The sequence below is a fragment of the Paenibacillus sp. PvP094 genome, assembly GCF_040546835.1.
In the GTDB taxonomy this organism is placed as follows: Bacteria; Bacillota; Bacilli; order Paenibacillales; family Paenibacillaceae; genus Paenibacillus; species Paenibacillus illinoisensis.
Genome location: NZ_JBEPOM010000001.1, coordinates 5,957,342 through 5,977,708 on the forward strand (window position 1 = coordinate 5,957,342; position 20,367 = coordinate 5,977,708).

20 protein-coding genes are annotated in these 20,367 nt (G+C 44.6%); 6 read left to right on the forward strand and 14 right to left on the reverse strand.

Annotated features, from left to right (window positions below):
* Window positions 1–86 precede the first annotated feature (86 nt).
* The 5 genes from ABIC22_RS26880 to ABIC22_RS26900 all read right to left on the reverse strand — a co-directional run bounded on the left by ABIC22_RS26880 (window position 87) and on the right by ABIC22_RS26900 (window position 5,024).
* Entirely contained in the window at window positions 87–1,379 is a 1,293-nt protein-coding gene (locus tag ABIC22_RS26880; RefSeq protein WP_354485110.1) for an amidohydrolase, read from the reverse strand.
* A 77-nt stretch (window positions 1,380–1,456) separates the two neighbouring features.
* Window positions 1,457–1,750, reverse strand: a complete 294-nt coding sequence (locus ABIC22_RS26885; protein WP_127536068.1) for a hypothetical protein — start codon at window positions 1,748–1,750, stop codon at window positions 1,457–1,459.
* A 399-nt stretch (window positions 1,751–2,149) separates the two neighbouring features.
* Entirely contained in the window at window positions 2,150–3,019 is an 870-nt protein-coding gene (gene yidC / locus ABIC22_RS26890) for a membrane protein insertase YidC (protein WP_354485112.1), read from the reverse strand.
* Window positions 2,956–3,306, reverse strand: a complete 351-nt coding sequence (locus ABIC22_RS26895) for a hypothetical protein (RefSeq protein WP_354485114.1) — start codon at window positions 3,304–3,306, stop codon at window positions 2,956–2,958. Before ABIC22_RS26895 ends, yidC begins: the two co-directional genes overlap by 64 nt.
* A 92-nt stretch (window positions 3,307–3,398) precedes the next feature.
* Window positions 3,399–5,024 carry a DUF4153 domain-containing protein gene (locus ABIC22_RS26900; protein WP_354485116.1) on the reverse strand — a complete coding sequence of 542 codons (1,626 nt, stop codon included), beginning with the start codon at window positions 5,022–5,024 and terminating at the stop codon, window positions 3,399–3,401.
* Window positions 5,025–5,160: 136 nt separating this feature from the next.
* Here ABIC22_RS26900 and ABIC22_RS26905 point away from each other — a divergent pair, with 136 nt between their 5' ends.
* Window positions 5,161–6,882 carry an ABC transporter substrate-binding protein gene (locus ABIC22_RS26905; protein ID WP_354485118.1) on the forward strand — a complete coding sequence of 574 codons (1,722 nt, stop codon included), beginning with the start codon at window positions 5,161–5,163 and terminating at the stop codon, window positions 6,880–6,882.
* A gap of 46 nt (window positions 6,883–6,928) precedes the next feature.
* Here ABIC22_RS26905 and ABIC22_RS26910 read toward each other — a convergent pair whose 3' ends face one another.
* Both ABIC22_RS26910 and ABIC22_RS26915 read right to left on the reverse strand, forming a co-directional pair.
* The gene (locus ABIC22_RS26910; RefSeq protein WP_354485120.1) at window positions 6,929–8,266 is read right to left on the reverse strand and encodes an FtsW/RodA/SpoVE family cell cycle protein; all 1,338 of its coding nucleotides are present in this window, start codon (window positions 8,264–8,266) and stop codon (window positions 6,929–6,931) included.
* Entirely contained in the window at window positions 8,263–8,598 is a 336-nt protein-coding gene (locus tag ABIC22_RS26915; RefSeq protein ID WP_127536073.1) for a PadR family transcriptional regulator, read from the reverse strand. The genes ABIC22_RS26910 and ABIC22_RS26915 overlap by 4 nt, the downstream gene beginning before the upstream one ends.
* A 154-nt stretch (window positions 8,599–8,752) precedes the next feature.
* On the opposite strand from ABIC22_RS26915, the gene ABIC22_RS26920 reads away from it, so the two are divergent.
* On the forward strand, window positions 8,753–9,337 hold the full coding sequence (locus tag ABIC22_RS26920) for a P-loop nucleotide/nucleoside kinase family protein (protein WP_127536074.1): 585 nt from the start codon (window positions 8,753–8,755) through the stop codon (window positions 9,335–9,337).
* Window positions 9,338–9,451: 114 nt separating this feature from the next.
* Here ABIC22_RS26920 and ABIC22_RS26925 read toward each other — a convergent pair whose 3' ends face one another.
* Together ABIC22_RS26925 and ABIC22_RS26930 are read right to left on the reverse strand one after the other, a co-directional pair.
* Window positions 9,452–11,050: a hypothetical protein gene (locus tag ABIC22_RS26925; protein ID WP_354485122.1), complete on the reverse strand. Its 1,599-nt coding sequence runs from the start codon at window positions 11,048–11,050 to the stop codon at window positions 9,452–9,454.
* Between the two features lie 495 nt (window positions 11,051–11,545).
* On the reverse strand, window positions 11,546–12,385 hold the full coding sequence (locus ABIC22_RS26930; RefSeq protein ID WP_354486115.1) for a YitT family protein: 840 nt from the start codon (window positions 12,383–12,385) through the stop codon (window positions 11,546–11,548).
* 374 nt (window positions 12,386–12,759) lie between these two features.
* Between ABIC22_RS26930 and desA the strand changes: the two genes are divergently transcribed.
* From desA to ABIC22_RS26945, 3 genes are all read left to right on the forward strand, one after another.
* A complete protein-coding gene (desA, locus tag ABIC22_RS26935) occupies window positions 12,760–13,818 on the forward strand; it encodes a Delta(5) desaturase DesA (RefSeq protein ID WP_354485124.1) in 1,059 nt (352 codons plus the stop codon).
* A gap of 96 nt (window positions 13,819–13,914) precedes the next feature.
* Window positions 13,915–15,057: a sensor histidine kinase gene (locus tag ABIC22_RS26940; protein WP_127536078.1), complete on the forward strand. Its 1,143-nt coding sequence runs from the start codon at window positions 13,915–13,917 to the stop codon at window positions 15,055–15,057.
* 2 nt (window positions 15,058–15,059) lie between these two features.
* On the forward strand, window positions 15,060–15,659 hold the full coding sequence (locus tag ABIC22_RS26945) for a response regulator transcription factor (protein ID WP_127536079.1): 600 nt from the start codon (window positions 15,060–15,062) through the stop codon (window positions 15,657–15,659).
* 85 nt (window positions 15,660–15,744) lie between these two features.
* Here ABIC22_RS26945 and ABIC22_RS26950 read toward each other — a convergent pair whose 3' ends face one another.
* Entirely contained in the window at window positions 15,745–16,653 is a 909-nt protein-coding gene (locus tag ABIC22_RS26950; RefSeq protein WP_354485127.1) for a hypothetical protein, read from the reverse strand.
* Window positions 16,654–16,726: 73 nt separating this feature from the next.
* The gene (locus tag ABIC22_RS26955; RefSeq protein ID WP_354485129.1) at window positions 16,727–17,467 is read right to left on the reverse strand and encodes a polysaccharide deacetylase family protein; all 741 of its coding nucleotides are present in this window, start codon (window positions 17,465–17,467) and stop codon (window positions 16,727–16,729) included.
* Window positions 17,468–17,875: 408 nt separating this feature from the next.
* Between ABIC22_RS26955 and ABIC22_RS26960 the strand changes: the two genes are divergently transcribed.
* A protein-coding gene (locus ABIC22_RS26960; protein WP_483312531.1) for an IS3 family transposase occupies window positions 17,876–19,038 on the forward strand; the annotation gives its coding sequence in 2 pieces (ribosomal slippage) (window positions 17,876–18,140 and window positions 18,140–19,038; 1,164 coding nt in all).
* Window positions 19,039–19,156: 118 nt separating this feature from the next.
* Here ABIC22_RS26960 and ABIC22_RS26965 read toward each other — a convergent pair.
* The 3 genes from ABIC22_RS26965 to ABIC22_RS26975 all read right to left on the reverse strand — a co-directional run bounded on the left by ABIC22_RS26965 (window position 19,157) and on the right by ABIC22_RS26975 (window position 20,322).
* Window positions 19,157–19,660: a ferritin gene (locus tag ABIC22_RS26965; RefSeq protein WP_095287527.1), complete on the reverse strand. Its 504-nt coding sequence runs from the start codon at window positions 19,658–19,660 to the stop codon at window positions 19,157–19,159.
* A gap of 191 nt (window positions 19,661–19,851) precedes the next feature.
* Window positions 19,852–19,971: a hypothetical protein gene (locus ABIC22_RS26970; protein ID WP_017688846.1), complete on the reverse strand. Its 120-nt coding sequence runs from the start codon at window positions 19,969–19,971 to the stop codon at window positions 19,852–19,854.
* Between the two features lie 93 nt (window positions 19,972–20,064).
* Window positions 20,065–20,322: a YolD-like family protein gene (locus tag ABIC22_RS26975; protein ID WP_354485131.1), complete on the reverse strand. Its 258-nt coding sequence runs from the start codon at window positions 20,320–20,322 to the stop codon at window positions 20,065–20,067.
* Between the last annotated feature and the right edge of the window lie 45 nt (window positions 20,323–20,367).

Consider the following 20,367-nt stretch of genomic DNA (forward strand, 5'->3'; position numbering starts at 1 on the left):
ACATTACACTTCCGTGTATAGCAAGAAGGCCAGCTAAGAACCTCGGTTCCAAGCTGGCCTCCTTATCCCTCATACGTAAGAGAATATTAAATTCCCTCAACAATCCGCTTCGCCCTAACTCTCACCTCACGATAAAGTTCATCCTCATCGATCGTTAAGAGCTTCCTGCCTCTCATCAGAACCTGTCCGTTTACAATCGTTGTGTCTACGTCCGCACCATTTACGCTGTATGCAAGTAGAGACTCCAGCTCGTGTACAGGTTGAAGATGTGGCTTCTGCAGATCGATCAGAATCAGATCTGCCTTGCGTCCTGCCTCCAGCGTACCTACATCCTCCTGAAGCTTAAGCAGACCTGCGCTGCCCCGAGTAGCCATCTGCAGCACTTGCCTTGCCGGCAAGCGAGTCGGATCTCCGTAATCGAGTTTTTGCAGCCATGTTGCGGCTTTGATCTCTTCGAACATATCGACAGTGGTCGCACTACCGGCCCCATCTGTTCCAAGTCCGACTTGGATCTCCTGTGCAATCATGTCCGTGATGGGAGCAATGCCGCAACCCAGCTTCAGATTGCTGACCGGATTGTGGGCTATGCCTCCACGCATGCCTTTTAGCCTGCCGATATCTCTTCGATTGAGGTGTACTCCATGGGCAAGCAGCACATGTGCATTCTCGAACATGCCAGCTTCCTCAAGGTACTGCGTTGGGGTCATACCGTAACGCTCACGAATCTTCGCGACTTCTTCCTTCGTTTCGGCCAGATGGATATGAAGAGGGATATCTTCCTTTTCAGCCAGGGCAATGACTTCCATTAACGGTTCCATGGGACAGGTGTATGGCGAGTGCGGCCCGTACATCGTTGTAATTCTTCCATCCGCCTTGCCTGACCAGCGATGAACGAGATCAATGGCTTCCTGCATCCTACGGCCGCCGTCATTCTCCATGAATACCATTCCGCGCGTGAGAGATGCCCGAATGCCCGTTTTGGTTACGGCTTCAGCGATCTCATTCATGTGGATATACATATCTGCATAGGCGGTGGTACCTGATCGAATCATCTCGGCCATGGACAACAGGGCTCCCCAATAGATGTCTTCCGGCGTCATTTGTGCTTCAGCAGGCAGCATTTTGCGGTCCAGCCAGTCCATTAACCTCAGATCATCCGAGAACCCCCGAAGCAGACTCATCGGTGAATGCTGATGTGCATTAATCAGACCCGGCATGGCAAGCATGTTTTTTCCGTTCATGATGTCATCACCCGGATTGGCGGCAAGGTGATGCGAGATTTCGGCAATCCGGTCTCCTTCAATACGAATATCCCCCAGGAAGGGGGCCTCTCCGTCTTTCATGGATAGAATCATCGCTTGCTGAATCAATATGCCCATTCGTTTCACAGCTCCTCTGGATTCAAGTAAATAGCTCAGATCCAAAGGATAAGCCTTCACGTAACGGAAAGGTCAAGTCATGAATATTTCTGCATCGTGATCTTTCGATAACTTTGGATGAAAGGTTTAGGGTCCATTTTCACCATATAGGGATACACCCCGGTGCTTGTATGGAGGTAGAAAAATCCCCCCTCATTTCCCATTCTTCGAAAGGACATGTCAAATACATCCTTGATATGAAACTCGCGATATTTCGTTACAATTCTGTCTGAGTACAGGATCATGGATCGTTCGTTCGACTTGATCTCTTGCGCGAGACCGGTCACTTCCCTCTGTACTTTATAGTATGGCAGCACTGCAATACAGGTCATGATCCCCCTCCGCTCTTGTCATGATTCTGGTTCCATCATAGCAGATTGGAGAGGTGAGCCAAAATAATCAATTTGAATTACGACCAAATATGCACTTCTGTAGTTTGAATCATTCGATTCCACACACTCCGGGATACTTTATATAGAGGATTAGGGCGTTCTCTATTTATATATTGAAGATTGGATGTGGATGGCTTACCACCCTTCTTCACAGTATATATCGCATTCAATGGTATATCGTATCCCGATTCCAACTTAAGGTTGATCGTGCCGTTTAAGAAATGAAGGAACAAAAAAGAAGCGTAATCCATCTACGGATTACGCTTCTTTTGTTCTATTCGCTTGAGTACACCTAACCAGCTTGCGCTTCTCATAGCGTTTTTTGTTGATAAGTCACACCTAGGATTTTGCGGGTTTGGTTCCTTTGGCTGGTTTGATCTTTTTCTCCTGCAGGATTACCGTTTCCTGAGGATGCTCCACCGGATACAGTTTACGGAACAATAACGTCTGAAGGACAAGGAATGAACCGCCAACCGTCCAATAGAGCGGCATGGCTGCGGGTGCTGTCAGAGAGAAAAAGGCCATCATCAGCGGTGAAATGTACCCCATGATTGCAAACTGCTTCCGCTGTTCAGGTGCCATATTGGCCTGTGAAACTTTTGCCTGAATCAGGTAAATAACCGCAACCACAACAGCAAGCACATAATCGGGTGCCCCGAGTTTGAACCACAAAAAAGAATGTGAAGACAACTCTGGCGTTAGCCGAATCGCCGTGTATATCCCCGAAAGGATCGGCAGCTGAATCAACAGCGGCAAGCAGCCGATATTCAGTGGATTAAAATTATGCTTTTTGTACAGCTCCATCGTCTCTTGGGAGAGCTTCTGACGATCTGCAGCATCATTCTTGCCCTCGTATTTTTTCTTGAGTGCATCCATCTCGGGCTTCATGGCATTCATGATCACACGGGTTCCCTGCTGGGATTTGGCCTGCCGCATCATCAAAGGCAGCAGCGCAAGCCGAATGACCAAAGTAATCACGATAATGGAGACGCCGTAACTGCCACCAAAGATGGATGCAATGTGCTGAATCAGATACGACAGCGGAAATACAATATAGTGATTGAAGAATCCAGGTGTTGATGCGTTAATCTCCGAAACATTGTTACTGCATCCGGCCAAAAGCATGACTGCAAATAAAATGGCAGTCAGCCCATAAATCCGTCCCTTGCCAGATGTAAAAGTGAACCCCTTGCTTGTCTTATGTTCCATATATATCCTCCTCGTTGATTGGGTTTCAATGTGTCCAACGAGGATGTACAATCTGGCTCATCTTCATCCGGTGCTTCTCTACGTCTGATCATCCTGGTTAAATCTTCAGGTCTATGCTGTCCATCCAGCGTCAATGCAGGGAGTCCGGATTCGACGCCGTCTCCGTCTCCGCCTTCCATCCAGTACTCAGTCATTCCACAGTGCAGATGGGCAATGTAGGCATAGCTCACGGTGAAAATAAGCCCTATTGAGAATAAATAAGGCAATAACTCCTGAAGTTCAAACAAGGGATTCACCCCCTTTATAGGTTCATTTTTATATTATAACACTTACATATCCGTTTTGCATAAATTCACGGCTTAAATGCCATCATCGATCGCTATTCCGTTCTCAATTTGGACAATTCCTTCGCAGCCCTATATCTTGCCACATTAAAAGAAGGCCAGGAACTGCTGTTTTCTCTCTCATTTATGTAAGCTTCACGCTCCAATAAATGATCCTTCAGCGCCGGGAATTCCTCTTGCGCAAACTTCCGTAACTGCGGAATCGCATCCGCTGACAAATTCGCCAGATAAGCTGCATCAATGTTCCCTGTCTTATGGTAACGTTCCACGTTCAGCTCGGCGATCCGGTTATCCATACCCACATAATTGACAGCTGTATAAGCTGTAAGTGACAGTACAATGTACCAGCGAAGCAGTGGAATGGAGGTATATCGGATGCGTAAACCAGCTATGAAAAGCAGCAATGCCAGAAAAATCATAAATGCATGTACCAGGAAACGAATATACGTGTACCCGTAAGCCTGTTCGTACAGATGGAGACGCATAAACGCAGAATACAGCATGATGGCTGTGCAGCCTACAAGAATAAGCAGAAGCACCTGATGAATAATCGTAGCTGTTCTCCCACTCGGTCTGGTACATTGGAGTGCAACAATCAAAATGAAAAAGTTAATACTGGTGACCAGCACAAGTTCGGCAAAACCACTGCGGGCATATTCTGCGTAAGACAGGTCAGAGGGAAGATGCCCACTCCCTGCACCAAACAGGTAGGAAAACTGTACAAATACAAACAATACATACACACAGTTCATAACGAACAGCATGGTGCCCACGATGATGGGATCCAGCTTCACTGTTTCCCTGCCGGTACGGATGGCTTGTACATGGGCTTTGGCTTCACCCGTCTTGCTTGATTCGGTTTCTGTATTCTGCTGGCCTGCATGGTCATGATCGGAGACCCCCACTGCTGCAGGTGATAACAAGGCTGCATTTTTCCAATGGGCGTTCTCCCTCTTCTCGGCTTCGTACTCCATAGGTTGAACGAATCCCCATACATAACTAAACAGCAAAATGCCTCCTATGATAATCCAGAGGATTCTCGGAAATCCAGGTGTTAGAGTCAGATGGTTCAACCATTCCGGAAAACCAGACAAATATTGATTGAATACGCCATCTGCGGAAGTCAGCAATGCAACCACCACAATGAGGATCGGGAAGGATGCGGCCAGTCCAATGAAAACTTTGACCAGAACTGCTTTCTGGGACTTCCCCATTCCACGTCCCCCTGCTTTTACCACAATGCCTGCGATGGTCCCCCAGTGGCGAATCGATTGTGGCAGCAAATGATCTAGGGAGGTACCGATGATTCGGAGATCCCACCACTGCTTCCGCTTACGTCCAGCCAAATAAGTCATATGTAAAATAATCAAACCGGGGACAAGCAGAAAATTGAGAACACGCAGCAGTTCATTGTCAAAAAGTAAAAAGGTTAGCGCGAGCATGAGTACGACCGCAGCCATCCATGCGTCAATCAGGGTTAAAGTCCGAATTCGATCCTTCGCAAACACATACATAAATGCATAAAAGAGAAGCACAAAAAGCAGATACGATACGCCCACCTCTCTTTCATAAAACAAATACTGATGAATGACCGCCAGCATCAAGGCAGACAACAGCGTAATCAAAGCACGATTCGGTGAAACCAGTATTTTCTCAATCATGGGAAAAACCTCCATTATCTTTCTAGACTTTATTCTAGATGATAAAATAAGAAGATAAAGAGAAATTATAGGAAATAAAATTTCTTATTTTAGTTCGGTTGCACCACCAGCTCTATTTCCGAGGAGGCTTGAAATCGTGAAACTGCATCAACAGTATTTGCTGCTTCATAACCGCTTTGGTGATATGACCGAGCATGAAGCTACTCTCTCCGAGCTCGCAGAACTGCTCGATTGCACACATCGAAATACGCTTACCATTGTCAAAAAAATGGCGGCCTGCGACTGGATTCGCTGGATCTCTCAGCGTGGCCGAGGTCGCAGGTCAACACTCACGCTGCTCGTATCAGCCGAACAGATCGCAGCAGAATATATGATGCAAGCCCTCAATCGCCGGGAATTGCATCAAGCCGCTGAACAGGTGCGTGCCTTCTCCACCTCGACCATGATGCGGGAGCATTTAAACCACTGGCTGCTCGGTTACTCGGGCCATCATACGGAAGCAGGAGAGCATAACGAGCGAATTGATACGTTGAGGCTGCCACTTCAGCAGCAGCTTCATGCTCTGGATCCTCTGTATATTAATCTACTTGCCGAGTCCTTTGTCACCAGTCATGTGTTTGATGGACTGGTTCAGCGTAATGAGCAAGGAGACATCGTTCCGTGTCTTGCCCACACCTGGGATGTTAGCCCAGATCGGAAAACCTGGCTTTTTCATTTGCGCAAAGGTGTCTTGTTTCACAATGGAGGACGATTGACTGCAGAAGATGTGGTGCATACGTTTGCCAGGTTACACTCTACAGAGCGACGGACATTGTATCGAGATGTGAGCAGACAGATTCTGTCTGTCGAAGCCCTGAACTCGCTCACCGTAGTTTTCCGACTCAAAGCACCGCATGAATTATTTCTGTCCTTTCTAGCCACAAGCCGTGCAGTCATAGTCCCTTCGGACAGTACCATGAAGCCTGGCGATGACAAGTCAGTTGAATCAACGTCCATGCCAAAGCCTGTTGGAACTGGCCCCTTCAAGGTGACGTTATGGGATGAACACCTGTGCAGACTGGAAGCATTCCCGGCCTACTTTCAAGGAAGAGCCCATCTGGACCGGGTGGATATTCTGCAGATTCCTTGGAGCGCCGAGACCGAATGGGGAGAACATGGCGAAGCGGAAACGCCTTTCTTCCACCTTGTTCCGAATCCGGCTGCCGCTAAGGGTGCTGACTGGATACAAATTAGTGCTGGCGTCATGGTGAACAAGCTGCTCACTTGTAACACGCAAAAAACCGGACCGCTCAGCGATCCGGCTCTTCGAACTCATCTATATGAGTGTATTTCTGGCGTGATCCAATCCTCTGAAAAACCCTTGGACAAGGATCAGTCGATTCCCTTACAGCTGGCTACCATTCCACAATATCGGAAAGATGCTGCTGTGATAGCAGCCAAACTTGAACAATGTGGATATGCTTGCAAGATTCATACGGCAACGATGGAACAATTCAAAGGTCCATTGCGGATGGAGTCCGATCTCATTTTATTCTCCCTGATCCGGGACCGGGATGAAGAATTACGCAGAACAGACCTCTATCTAACCCTGTCGGAACATCTGGATAAACCCACACAATGGCGTGTGCAGATGATGCTGCAAACCGTTACGGAGTCACCATTAATGACAGATCGAACTGCAGGCCTTGACCGGATTGAACATTTCTTGCTGGACCACCATCTGATGTTTCATTTATCTGAGAAACCGGTGGAAACCGCCTATCTGCCTTCCGTGCGCGGGCTATCGTTTAATAGTCAGGGCTGGGTCAACTTGCGCCATATCTGGTTTCCATCTGGAAGTACAGTGTTAGAAGATTGAAAGACAAAATTACATTCAGTTAATGTCTGCATGATAATAGATCTGCTCATTGTATTGGTCTCGCCGTTTGTTGGCTTTTGTTGTTCTTCAGTGAAACGGTGTCTTTGCGGCGATACACACCAAGAAGCAATCCCATCATGGCATAATCAAAGATGAGATGGTTGCCGTATCCTATAAAAGGAAAGACCACACTTAAAATCGGAACTCTACCAGTGGTCATTGCCAGCGAATAAATCATCTGCAGTGCAAACATGGACGTAATAATGACGATAATCATTCGACCAAAGTCATCCTGAATGCGAGGGAGCGTATTTACCATACTTGCAACAAACCAGATGATAGCCACCAATAGCCCTATTCCGGCTGCCCAACCAAACACATCGATTAGCAGCACACCTGGGTAATCAAAATAACTCGTTTTAAATCGGTCAAATGCTGTTTCTAGCCCATTTCCCCACCATCCAGCTGATTGAAGGATGCCCGCGATGGAATGGTTGTAGTAGCCATTTCCCATTGAATCATCCTCAAGATTGAACACAACCAAGAATCTTTCCAAACGATGGTAAGAATCCGTTGTAAGCAACAACAATAAACCCATACTTGCAGTTATAACTGTGGCTATAGCTGTATAGAGCCATTTACGCGTGATCCAACCAAATAAAACTAGTGAAATGATCCCGAACATCACAAGGCGTACCCAATCCGATATCTGAAACAACAGTGCCGCCGGTAACGCCACCATCGCTATATAGGATAATATGGATTTGGCATTACAATTGAAACGAAGCTTGTCCAGCAAAATAGCACCTACGGCAAGTGGTAATACCCACATTGCAGCAGTAGTCAGATCTAATACAAATCCATATGCGTTATAGTATCTGTAAATCCCATTGATACTTGAGGATATCATTGAATTGATCATCAACATGGTATTAATGAGGATATATATCCACCAAGCGACTTTTCTCCATTTGCGATAATCGAAGAACTTAAAGAAGGACATAAATAACATTCCTATGATAGTGTAAACCACTTGAATGTTATAAAAGTTCTGAAACCTATCATCCGTGACATTGGTTGAAAAAATCCACATCAAAAACAGGCTAACGATAGCTAAACTGATCAATCCGATTATCAGTCCCCAATGCATCCGATGACGATGCAGCCTATGCATGCTTTTGCCTACTGCTGCGGGATCACCCATTTGCTCTATGGCATACTCGGCTGCTTCTTCCTGAGTTAAGCCCTCCTGTTCCTTATCCAACATCATTTCTCTTATGTGGTTTCCCAATTCATCACGCAGATCGGTATGTACTTCACGAGCTTTGACTTGACTGCACATCTCGTCCAGATAACGTTTAATCTTATCGTGTTGATCCGTCATGTTAAGCCTCCCTCCCCAAGTACACGATCCACAGCACGTCGGAATAAAAGCCACTCGGTTTTTTTGTGCTGCAAAGCCTCCACGCCCTTGTCTCGAATGGAATAGTATTTACGTTTTCGGCCATCTACCTCCATCCAATAGGATTCCACCCAACCTTCAATCTCCATGGCATGGAGGATGGGATATAATGTGCCTTCTTTCAAATTAAATACACCTTCCGATTGACGGTGAAGTTCTTTAATCAATTCATAACCGTAAAGTGGCTGATTGTGCAATAACGTCAAAATTAGAGTTTCTGTACTTCCTTTAATCATTTGTTTGTTTACATTCATATAAATTCTCCTCCTTTCTGTCATTCAAATTATTACATCGGAAACCTATGCATAGTTAATCTAGGTATTATACTACCTTATTCTTCCTTTTCTGTCTATCCATCGTTTCGATCTGCTTTGTGATAAAATAACTCTATTAAGGAGGGTGACTCTCATGAGTAAACTGATTTTCTTTCTCGGCGGTGCCGGCAGCGGCAAAACGACCCTGGCCAAGGCCCTTTCCCGTAAATATAAGGCAGCCTTCTTCGATATGGATATCCTGCTCCGCCCGGCAGCCGAGGCAATCATGACGCTTCAGGGACTGGATCCATCTGACCGGGATTCACCAGAATACAAACGCTTATGTCGTGATCTGGGATATCGCATCACAATGGATGCGGCCCTGGATAACGTTCAATTAGGAATCGATACTGTGGTCGTCGGACCGTTTACCAAAGAAACCGAAACAACGAATTGGATTGAGCAAGAGCTCAGCCGAATCGGACGCTCACTGGAAGATACGGATGTTCGCGTAGCCTACATTTATTTGGCGAACGAACAGTTGTATTACAAACGTATTGTGGCAAGACAATCTCCTCTTGATGAATATAAACTGGCTAACTGGGATACCTTCACCGCTTCCCTTGCCCGCAAGCAAGTGGCCTGGCCGCTGCCTGCTTCTTCCGTCGTTTATATTGATAATTCAGAGGAAGATGTGAATGTGGCTCTGTCCGAAGTTGAGAGACACATGTATAGGTAGTGAAAAGATTATTAATCTATTCCAGCAAGTGAATAGAAGTAGACAAAAAAGGATTGGATCGTTCCCATACGGGTTCGTTTCCAATCTCTCACAATCCCTACTAAGTATTTAAGGCTAATCGTATAAAAATTCTTTCCATTCTTTTATTAAACTTTCCAAATCAACATTGTATGTTTCTTTAACTTTTGTAATATCTGCATAAATCACCATGAATTTCTCTTTTCCATATGTTTGAATTAAATAATGGACGAATGAGGCTGCTTTGTTGTAATCATCCAGATCTTCGTTGTATCCTGGGTATCCTGAATTATATTTAAGAGAATCCAGTGGATTTTCCCATCCTTTCTTAGACGCCATATTAGCCCACACGTGCATGACTGCTATTAAATCTATGGGGTTAGATGGTTGATAAGATTGTCCCGTGTATTTTTCATATTTTTGAATTACATTGTAGAGTAGAGTATTTTCGTTTCTTCTTTCATAAGTGAAATTGAGGTCCTCTTTAGACTTGTTGTATACATACTGCCTGTTCTTAGCCTCAAATTCATACATTAAAGCTTCAGCAAGCCCTTCTGTTAAAGGATAGAAATCCGAAAAAATCCCCATACGAAAAGTTATTGCGTGAACAGTCTCATGTACCGCTCTGTAAGGTGGAACTTCAAAGACCTGATACAAGTCAATTGCGTAATCATCTCCTGATTTATATGTGAGCCCACCATAATTAGGCTTATATGCGTTTATATGTGGATAGATTGTAAACGTCAGCGGATGATCCAATGTGTAGTCCATCCAATTCTCTACATCACGAACACCTTGATTCAAATAGTTTTGATACTCAACTACCTGTTGATGAATCCAGTTTTCTTTTTTATATCTCGCTTTAACTTTATCTGAATGAACTTCAAACCAAATCTCTTCATATGAAAAAATATAACGATAACTTGTATCAATATCACTGTTAGGAGTTTCAATGAATTCACTCCAATATTGTCTTAGTAGATTTAAATCTACATTTTTATCCTTCAAGAATATATCAACAACAGACTGTAACTGTTCCTCTTGATCCAGATATTGAACAAACATATAGGCAATCTGTTGTGCTTCTCCCACAACTTCTTCGTCGAGATAATTGGGGATAAACCAGGCATCCCCGAAATCTGGATATCCCCAAGATTTTGCTTTGTTAATCCTATTATGGATACCTCCTTCTAATACGTCAGAGGACCTACTCACTTCATTATCATTTTGCCAATACAATTCCAGTCCAACACTTAACCAAGCAGGAAGTTTATAGTCACTCAAATAACTAACGACTGCCCCAAGAGACTGTTCCCGATCTTCAGATACAACTACACGAGTCAAACTATTATTAAAAGGGATTTCTCCATCCTTATTCAGATAAATTTGAATTGTTTTCTCCTTGCGAGGAATATCCAGATGATTCTGCATATTTCGGATAATGTATTCCACTTGATTTACAAATGCTTTGTTGTCAGCTTCATTAATGGTGCTAAAGTAATACTGAGCGTTCTCAGTGTTAGTTTTGGACACAAATCCTACTGCTTCGATCGAATCTATACTTTCAAAAGTCAACTCTTTTACATGGTGCGTGGATACAGAATCCCCCCATAACAATACGATTAATATAGAAAATACAAGTAATGTGAGAACCAGAGGGCGTTTTGTTATATCAATCTCTCCTTCCGTGGTCATTGTTATGTTTTTATTTCAATACATCTTTTTTGTCTATCCTATATATAGAATATTATCCCATATTTATTTTATATTTCTATATATCTATCCTATCTGTGATCTAACTCACTTGGTATTAACTAAATCCAAATATGCTAGCCTTCCGTTAAGTCCATTTTGGTATTTTAGACGTTTATATGTTTCCGAAATGATGACCCTTACATAGAATGAACTATCACTAGTCAGGAGGGGTCGCAATGAATAGAAAGAAGCATAGATGTCATCCACCCGTAACGAAATGCTATTACAAAAAGATTACCAAAACTTGTGTTACTAAAATCAAATATGTTCCCACCAAGGTTAAAAAGCACTGTCATGTCACTGTTAAGTACGGTGTAATCAGAAAAGGAACTCATCATTAATGAAAGTCTTAAGCCCTTCTCGATGGAGAAGGGCTTTTTGGATACCAAAAAAAACCGCGGTCATCATTCACCACGGTTTTCTTCCATATATACATTATGTTTTGGATAGTTCGATAAATCCTTCGCCGAACACGTCACGAACATCGTGAATCGTGATAAACGCGATCTCATCCTCAGCACGTACAATCTTCTTCAACATGGGAACTTCCTGTTTGCTAATGACAATATAGAGAATTTCTTTCGGTGTTTTCGTATAGTAACCATGGCCCGACAGAACCGTTACACCGCGATCCATTTTCTCGATGACCTGCTTCGCAATCGCATCCTGCTTCGTCGAGATGATGGTAACCGCCTTTTTCGGATTCAGCCCTTCTATGATAAATTCCATCGTTTTGGTTCCAACAAACAGCATGACAATCGTACACATGAGTCCCTGTGCCCCGATAATGAAGAAAGAGGAGAACGCCACGATCAGATCAAAAAACAGAAGGCCATAGCTGATGTTCCAATCCAGATACTTATTGGCGAGTCTCGCCAAGATGACGGTTCCCGCGGTTGTGCCGCCAACTCTCACAATCAAACCAATCCCGAGACCGGCAAATAATCCGCCAAAAATCGTATTGATCCACAGCTCATGCGAATCAATCGTCCAACTCTCAGTCAGATGCAGGAACAAGGAATTGAATACCACCGCAATAATCGTATACACCGTCGTGGTCTTGTCCAGAAACCGATAACCCACAATTAACAAAATCCCGTTCAGAATCAAGTTCATTAAGCCGGGCGACCATTCGAGCAGATAATACAAAATAATGGTGATCCCCGTAACGCCACCCTCAGCAAGATCATTTGGAATGACGAACAGATTCACCGCCAGGGCAAATAAGAATGCCCCCGCCATAATAAATAAAATATCCGTTAATCGTTTCTTCATCATGTATTCCTTCCATTCCTTCAGAAATTAACCTATCCATCAGGCTCATAAGTTGTCATGTGCACTCACAATGATAGATTCTACCATGTCACCAGCAAAATTTGTATACATAATACAAATTGTTGCACGAAATGTGCAAAGGAATCGGAAAATCGCCTTCTGGTCAGCTCCATCCTGAGCGCCAAATGGACACCAACCATGACAAACGTCATGTGTCATCCTTGATATTCATCATTACAGATGGCTGACGTTTGTGACTTACCGGATGACATCGATTCTTTTACAATGGTAAAAACGCTTCCCTCCAAGACACATCAGGGAAACGCGGGTTATAGCCGTGCTTGGTTATAACGACTGAAGGAGGACTACCATTCATGAACAGAGCAAAAGAAATGGCACTGAAAAAAGAAGTTACCCCTTACGAGAAAAATGATCTACGATTAAGTATCCGACAAATCATAAATACGATTCTTCCACTCTTCTTGTTGTGGGCAGCCGCTTACTACAGCTTATCTGTTTCGTATTGGCTAACCTTCCCGATTGCCTTGGTGGCATCAGGATTTGTACTTCGAACCTTCATTATTTTTCATGACTGCTGTCACGGTTCCTTTTTCAAAAACAAACGTGCCAATGACATTCTCGGTACCATTACAGGTGTATTGACCCTTACTCCCTACCAGCAATGGAAAGCTGAGCATTCCATACACCATGCCACCAGCAGCAATCTCGACAAACGTGGAGTAGGCGATATCTGGGTCATGACGGTTGAAGAATACAAAGCAGCATCCCCTTGGGGACGCTTATGGTATCGCATCTATCGTAACCCGGTAGTTATGTTCGGGATCGGTCCGATCTATGTATTTCTGCTCGCTTACCGTTTTAACCGCAAGGCTGCTCGTCGCAAAGAACGCATCAACACCCATCTGACTACAGCACTAATCGTTGTACTCTATGCATTCATGTGCTGGCTGGTCGGATGGCAGGCCTTTGTTATGGTGCAGGCTCCTGTCTTCTTCTTCTCCGGTTTCTTCGGGATCTGGCTGTTCTACGTTCAGCATCAGTTTGAAGACACCTACTTCGAGCATGAGGATGAATGGAGTTACGTTAAGGCTGCTGTCGAAGGCAGTTCGTATTACAAGCTGCCGAAGCTGCTGCAATGGATCAGCGGTAATATTGGATTTCACCATGTGCATCACCTGAGTCCGCGTGTACCGAACTATTACCTGGAAGAGGCACATAATGCGACACCACCGCTGCAAAAGGCAACGACAATTACCCTTCGTTCCAGTCTGGCAGCCCTTCGCTTCCGCCTGTGGGATGAGGAATCCAAACGATTTATCAGCTTCAGGGAAATCAAATCGATATACCGCAAGCCTTATGCCAAGCCACCTATACGCGTAACCAATCAAGCGGGTCTGACAGAGAAGCCTTAAACTCTGTCGGATTCGTTTTCTTGTATTCAGGCTGAAGTCGTGCTACAGTCAGGCTAAAGTTGGAGTACAAGAATCACGCTCAAGGAGGAGAATTCCATTCAAAAGTGGTCACAGCTCTTTTATAAAAATACAGGTTTAAATCCGTACGTATGGCTTGTCTTTTTCATCCTTCCTTTCTATTATATTTCGCAGTATTCAAAACTGTGGACCTTGGTGACAGGAATCGTGATCATTCTTGTCTTCTTTGTCTGTTATTTGCTTGCGTTCATCACCAAAGGCTGGCAGGTATATATGTGGATCGGTCTGCTGATTGCCATTTCCATAACGATGACGATCGCGTATGATTATGCATATTTCTCCCTGTTTCTAGCTTTTTTCATTGGGAATATTAAAAATAAAGCTGGCTTCATCACCCTGTATACGGTAAATCTGGCGGCTAGCTTTCTGACCATAAATTACGGATTTATCATTCAGAGCTCCAGGCTGCTTAGTCAATTTCCATTTGTATTCATCAGTCTGATGGCATCCATTCTTCTCCCGGTAAGCACATATAACAAAAACAAACGGGAGCAGTTGGAGGGGCAGCTGGAAAATGCCAACAAACGACTGGATGATTTGGTCAAAATGGAAGAACGCCAGCGGATCGCCAGGGATCTGCACGATACACTTGGACAAAAACTCTCCTTGATTGGACTCAAGACCGATCTGGCGAAACGCCTGCTTCGTGTCAATCCCGAGCAGGCTGAGGCGGAGCTAAACGACTTGCGTCAAACGGCAAGCACAGCACTCAAGGAAGTTAGGGAAATGGTTACTACCATGCGCGGAACACAGCTGGTTGATGAATTGTATCGTGCCGAGCAGATCCTGAAGGCTGCTGCGATCGAGTTCAAGCTGGATGGCAACCCCAAGCTGCAGGACACCTCTCAGCTTAATGAAAATGTGATGGGGATGTGTCTGAAAGAGGCCGTTACGAATGTGGTCAAGCATAGCCAGGCAACAATGTGTACCATCAGCCTGAAAGAAACACCTTCCGATAACATATTAACTGTTCATGACAATGGAATTGGAATGGAACACAGTAATAACAAAGAACGCCGCGGTACAGGAATTCTTGGCATGAAGGAACGACTGGAATTTGTTAATGGTTGTCTGGATATTCGCTCGGGAACAAACATAGACGGGACGCAGCTTATTATTCAGGTACCGAAGCTGGTGCGCAAACCAATCAAGGAGGAATAAACATGATCAGAATCGTCATCGCCGAAGACCAACGCATGATGCTGGGTGCCCTCTCCTCCCTGCTTAATCTGGAAGAAGACATGGAAGTGGTTGGCCGGGCAAGCAACGGGCAGGAGGCGCTTGAACTCGTCCAGCAGCATACACCGGATATATGCCTAATGGACATTGAAATGCCTATCAAAAGTGGGCTGGAAGCTGCAGAGGAACTGAAAGGAACGAACTGCAAAGTCATTATCTTAACGACCTTTGCTCGAACAGGGTATTTCGAACGTGCACTAAAAGGCGGAGTTAGGGGTTACTTGTTAAAGGACAGTCCGATCGAGGAATTGGCTGAAGCCATACGCCAGGTTATGAACGGACGCCGGATCTTCGCCCCTGATCTGGTGGACGAGGCCTATGTAGAGGAAAATCCGCTTACGGAGCGAGAGAATGCCGTTCTCGGCCTCATGGCTGATGGCAAGAACACGAAGGAAATTGCCAAACACCTCTTTATTACAACCGGTACCGTCCGCAACTATATATCCATCATTTTGAACAAATTAAATGCAAGCAATCGGATTGAAGCCATCACCCGTTCCAAGGAAAAGGGCTGGTTCAAATGAAAGTACCGCTTCAACCCATTACGACACAAATAATAGCTTGGTCAGGAGCTTCCACTCCCAGCCAAGCTATTTTATTTACGTATATTTATTTGACCGATGCAACCATACCTAATGCGTTATTCGGCACCTGGTTCGTTTGCAGCTGATGGATTTGCTTGCCTTCCTGCCATAAGATCGTAACATTCACCGTTTTCCCGCCACTCGGATATTCCACGTTTACGAAGCCTTTGTCCTTCGGAGCAGGCAGTGTATGTGATTCCAGGTACTCGACCATTTTCTTGGCAATTCCCGGATTGTTCATCTTATCTTCGGAAACCGATCGGATTTGCAGCGTCCATCTGCCTTCCTTCCAGGTTAGATACTGACTCCCTGCGGCACCTTCGGCCATGCCTTTGATTCCATGTCCAAGATCAACTGACATTTCATCGGGAATGTTGTCCAGATCCGTATCCGGGAAAATCCCTGAACTATCTGGGTCCTTATAGGTTTTCACTTCATAGAATGCGAGCACATCTGGTGCGTTAGTGGAAGACGTCAAAGAAGCATCATTGACCGGAATGGACTGATCTACGGAATAGAAATTCACTTTGAAAGCATCTGACGAATTGACAGGAATGGCTGCTGCCAGATGTTTACCTTTATCCAGGGCGAATGAAGTCGGCAGAACAGCATCCTTCATCTTCAACTGGCTGCGAATTTCCTGGATGACATCATTCATGCTGGACTGTCCTTGTGTTCCGGTTTTTTCACCTGCGGATGTGCTGGTACCCTCTGAGCTATCTTCATTATTGACTGAGCCTGCTGCCGTGTTGTTTCCTTCTGATGTGTTCGAAAAATCGGCCCCACCGCTTCCGGATTGAGTTTGCTCTCCTGAAGTCGAAGTAGGCGTATTGCTTGCCTGTGAGGTATTGTTATCCTGCCCTCCACAACCTGCAAGCGCAAGTAACACAGCAGTGGTAACAGGAACGATGACCCAACGTTTTTGCTTTTTCATGATGATAGCCTCCTCGATGTCTTTATTTCCAGTGAACTATGTTTCATTATTACTTCCATAGAGTTTAACTAGATTAACGTTTATCGTTCCAGAAGTTAACTGGCTGTACTTTTTTGGTCAATACTTTGAACTGGTATCCTTCTGCTTTCAATGTTTTTAGCAATTGCGGAAGTACTTTTAACGTCGCTTCCTGATCATGCATGAGTACAACCGGTGTTGTACCGCTCTTCTGAACCGTGTGGATCTGCTTCATTACACTATTGTAGACCTTTTGGTGATCTTTCTTGTATTTCCAATCTTCGGAGTCCACATTCCAATCCCAGAGGTGGAATCCACCCTGAGCAAGCAACACATTACGGTAAGATGATTTGAGATATGGCTTACTGCCATAAGGTGTACGAACAAGACTTGTTTTCACTCCGGCAACTTTGTTCAGCGTCATATTCGCCTGCTGCATTTCCTTCAAGCCGCTATATGCCGATTGATAAAACTTGCTAGGAACGTGTGTGACACCATGAAGTCCCAAGCCATGCCCATCCGCAACAATACGTTTCGTTGCTTTTTGAAATTGCTTCATTTCCGGTCCGAGCATAAAGAATGTCGCTTTGGCATGATACTGATCCAAGATATCCAGCAGTTGTCCTGTATGGGCTGTAGGCCCATCATCAAACGTAAGATATATGATCTTCGCATTCGTTTTTGCTCCAGCAGAGCTTGAAGCACTTGGCTTCGCGGCTGCTGACTGAGGCAGCAAGAGTGGAATCATAAGTAAGATGGCGAGTGCAGCAATAAATGACTTGCGAATATGTAGCATAAATATAAATCTCCCTTGTGTCTCGTATTTCCCCGGGTGTCTTCGAATCTCTCATTGCATCCCTTGGCGATAATCCTAATACTAACAAAAAGGACATGCCTCATTCTCGCTTCAAATGCTACGTTCGAGTTACACTTTTGTCAGATTAACCAAGGAAATAAAACGAAATTGATAGATTTGCAGTGAAAATCATGCCCGTCAGGATAGATCTTTTTTGACATATGTTTCATTAACCTATTTTGAATGATCTGATAGATTCAAGTTAGAAGTTGTTCCTTCTTTGATCCATTAGAACTAAAAAAACACAGCAAAAAAGCCTGCACAATGGTATTATCCCCTTTTAGTAGACATGAGAAAAAAGACATCTGTTAAGATGAATTTAATCATGTAAACGAAGGGGATTTTTTCATGGCTAAAAAAGGACAAACATTCCGACGGTACTCTTTGGATTTGAAATTGGAGGCAGTCCGGCTGGTCAACGAAGAACATATGAGTATACGTGAAGTAGCGACACGTTTAGATATTCAAAATAAATCTCAGGTACAAGTGTGGGCAGCAAAAGCAAAACAGGGAATGAGTCTGGAGCCTGTTACGTCCAAACGGGGACGCCCTAGAACCAAGTTTTCCAGTATGGAAGAAGAGATGGCGTACTTGCGGGCGGAGATTGAATACTTAAAAAAGCAGTATCCAAATCTACACAAGGAGTGACGAGTAAAGCGGCCAGATTTCAAATCATTGAGGACCTACGAGCACGCCATGGTCTGGCTTGGCTCTTGAAGTTAGCTGCGGTTTCCCGCTCGGGTTATTACAAGTGGAGAAAAAGCATAGCAGCGGCAAACGAGCGTAGACACAAGGAACATGAACTAGAATCCCATTTGCTTGCCATCCATCGCGTGCATCCCTACTTTGGTTATCTTCGAATGACCGTAGCTTTACGCCGGGAAGGCCTCCGAGTCAACCATAAAAAGGTGTACCGATTAATGAAACAATTAGGCATCTGTTCGGTCATTCGAAAAAAACGTCGATTCTTTGGAAAACAAGCCTCTGTGGTGAACCCGAATCGGCTGGATCGCCAATTTCGTGCGGATACGCCACGAACGAAGCTGGTTACGGACATTACCTATATTCGAGCTGGAGAACACTTTGTGTATCTTTCTGTTATTCAGGATTTATACAATAACGAAATTGTTGCATGGCATCTTTCTGAACGAAATGACCTTGCTTTGGTTCATGAAACGCTGGATAGACTCCGTGAGCACGTGGATCTGAGTGGCATAATCCTACACTCGGATCAAGGATTTCAATATACGTCGAAGCCCTTTAACCGTAAACTGAACCAGCTCGGCATACTAGGCAGTCATTCCAGGCGTGGAAATTGCTTAGATAATGCTTGCATTGAGTCTTTTTTCTCTCATTTAAAGACCGAGAAAATATACTTGAATAAGGCGGCAAACAAAGCAGAGGTTGAGCAGCAAGTGAGTGAATACATACTGTTTTACAACCAAAACCGGTTTCAGAAAAAACTAAACGACCGTTCCCCGGTAGAATACCGGGAAACGGCCGCAGCTTAAATCTTGTCTTTTTTGTACTGTCTACTTGACAGGGTTATGACCACAAAGGCAGACTTTTCATATGTAGAACGGTATACTCCATGAACATGGAATACGTGTGACTAACTTGCACTCGCTATCACTCTGCAGGAGCGGTGAATGAACGCTTACCGAACTCAGCGTCAAGCATGTAGAAGGCATTGCTGTCTTTTTCAATACGGCGCAGCTTCTGAATGATGCTGTCAAACAACGCTTCTTCCTCTACCTGCTCATCAATGAACCATTTCAGGAAATACATTGTGGCATGCTCGCGCTCATTCAGGGCAAGGTCAGCCAGGTTGTAGAATTTTTTCGTGTTTTGCTGTTCATGTGCATATCCGTGCTCGAACACATCCAGCATAGAAGTATACTCATTTTTCGGTTCCGGCAAAGCCTCCAGCGTCGCGCGTTGTCCGCGATCATTCAGGAACTTGTATATTTTCATGCCATGGAATCGCTCTTCTTCAGCCTGTACAATGAAGAAATTCGCGAAGCCGTCCAGACTTTCACTGGAACAGTATGCTGCCATCGCGAGGTATACATGGGCAGAATAAAATTCAAAGTTCATCTGTTGGTTCAATGCTTGTGTTAGCTCTTTACTCATGTTTGACACACCTCATGCTTTCTCTAGGAATGGTCCTATTCTATCATAATGAACGTTCGACTGACATGGATTATCTACCTAATCGGCCAATGAACGAATTTATGTTCTTCATATGAGATGTGCAACGAATCAGAATAAAAGAAAGCTCTGCCGGAATGGCAGAGCTTTCTTCATTCATTTGGAGAAATGAATTATACCAAGAACGCTTTGGAGATGATAACCAACAGGATGAACAGAACCAGAATGGCACCTACAGAAGTGAAACCTCCGTATCCGTAGCCTCTTGTTTCTCCACCTAATACTTCGCTCATTGACCGTACCTCCTCTGCAACAGGTATGGGATATCTTATGCAGGAAGAACGGGTTTGACCGGGCGAATGCCCTATTATTTAAAATTGCACTTCTTAATAACGGGGAGATTCCACCCGCATGATATCGAGAAAAGGTACTTTTGCCATGAACTCCTCTTCAGAGTGTTCAACATGTACCAGCCGAGTACGGGAATCCAGCTTAACAATAACCCCTTGCACCTGCTCTTCTTTCCCCCATACCGTCAACAGCACTTCCGAACGCTCATGATACGCTTCAACTAATTGATTCCCCAGCTCTTCCAGCTCAAATTCATCCCGGGTAGGTCTTTTTGCAACTTTTGCTTTTGCCAATGTGGAGCCTCCTCTACAGCTAATCCGACGTCCCGATTCCACGGG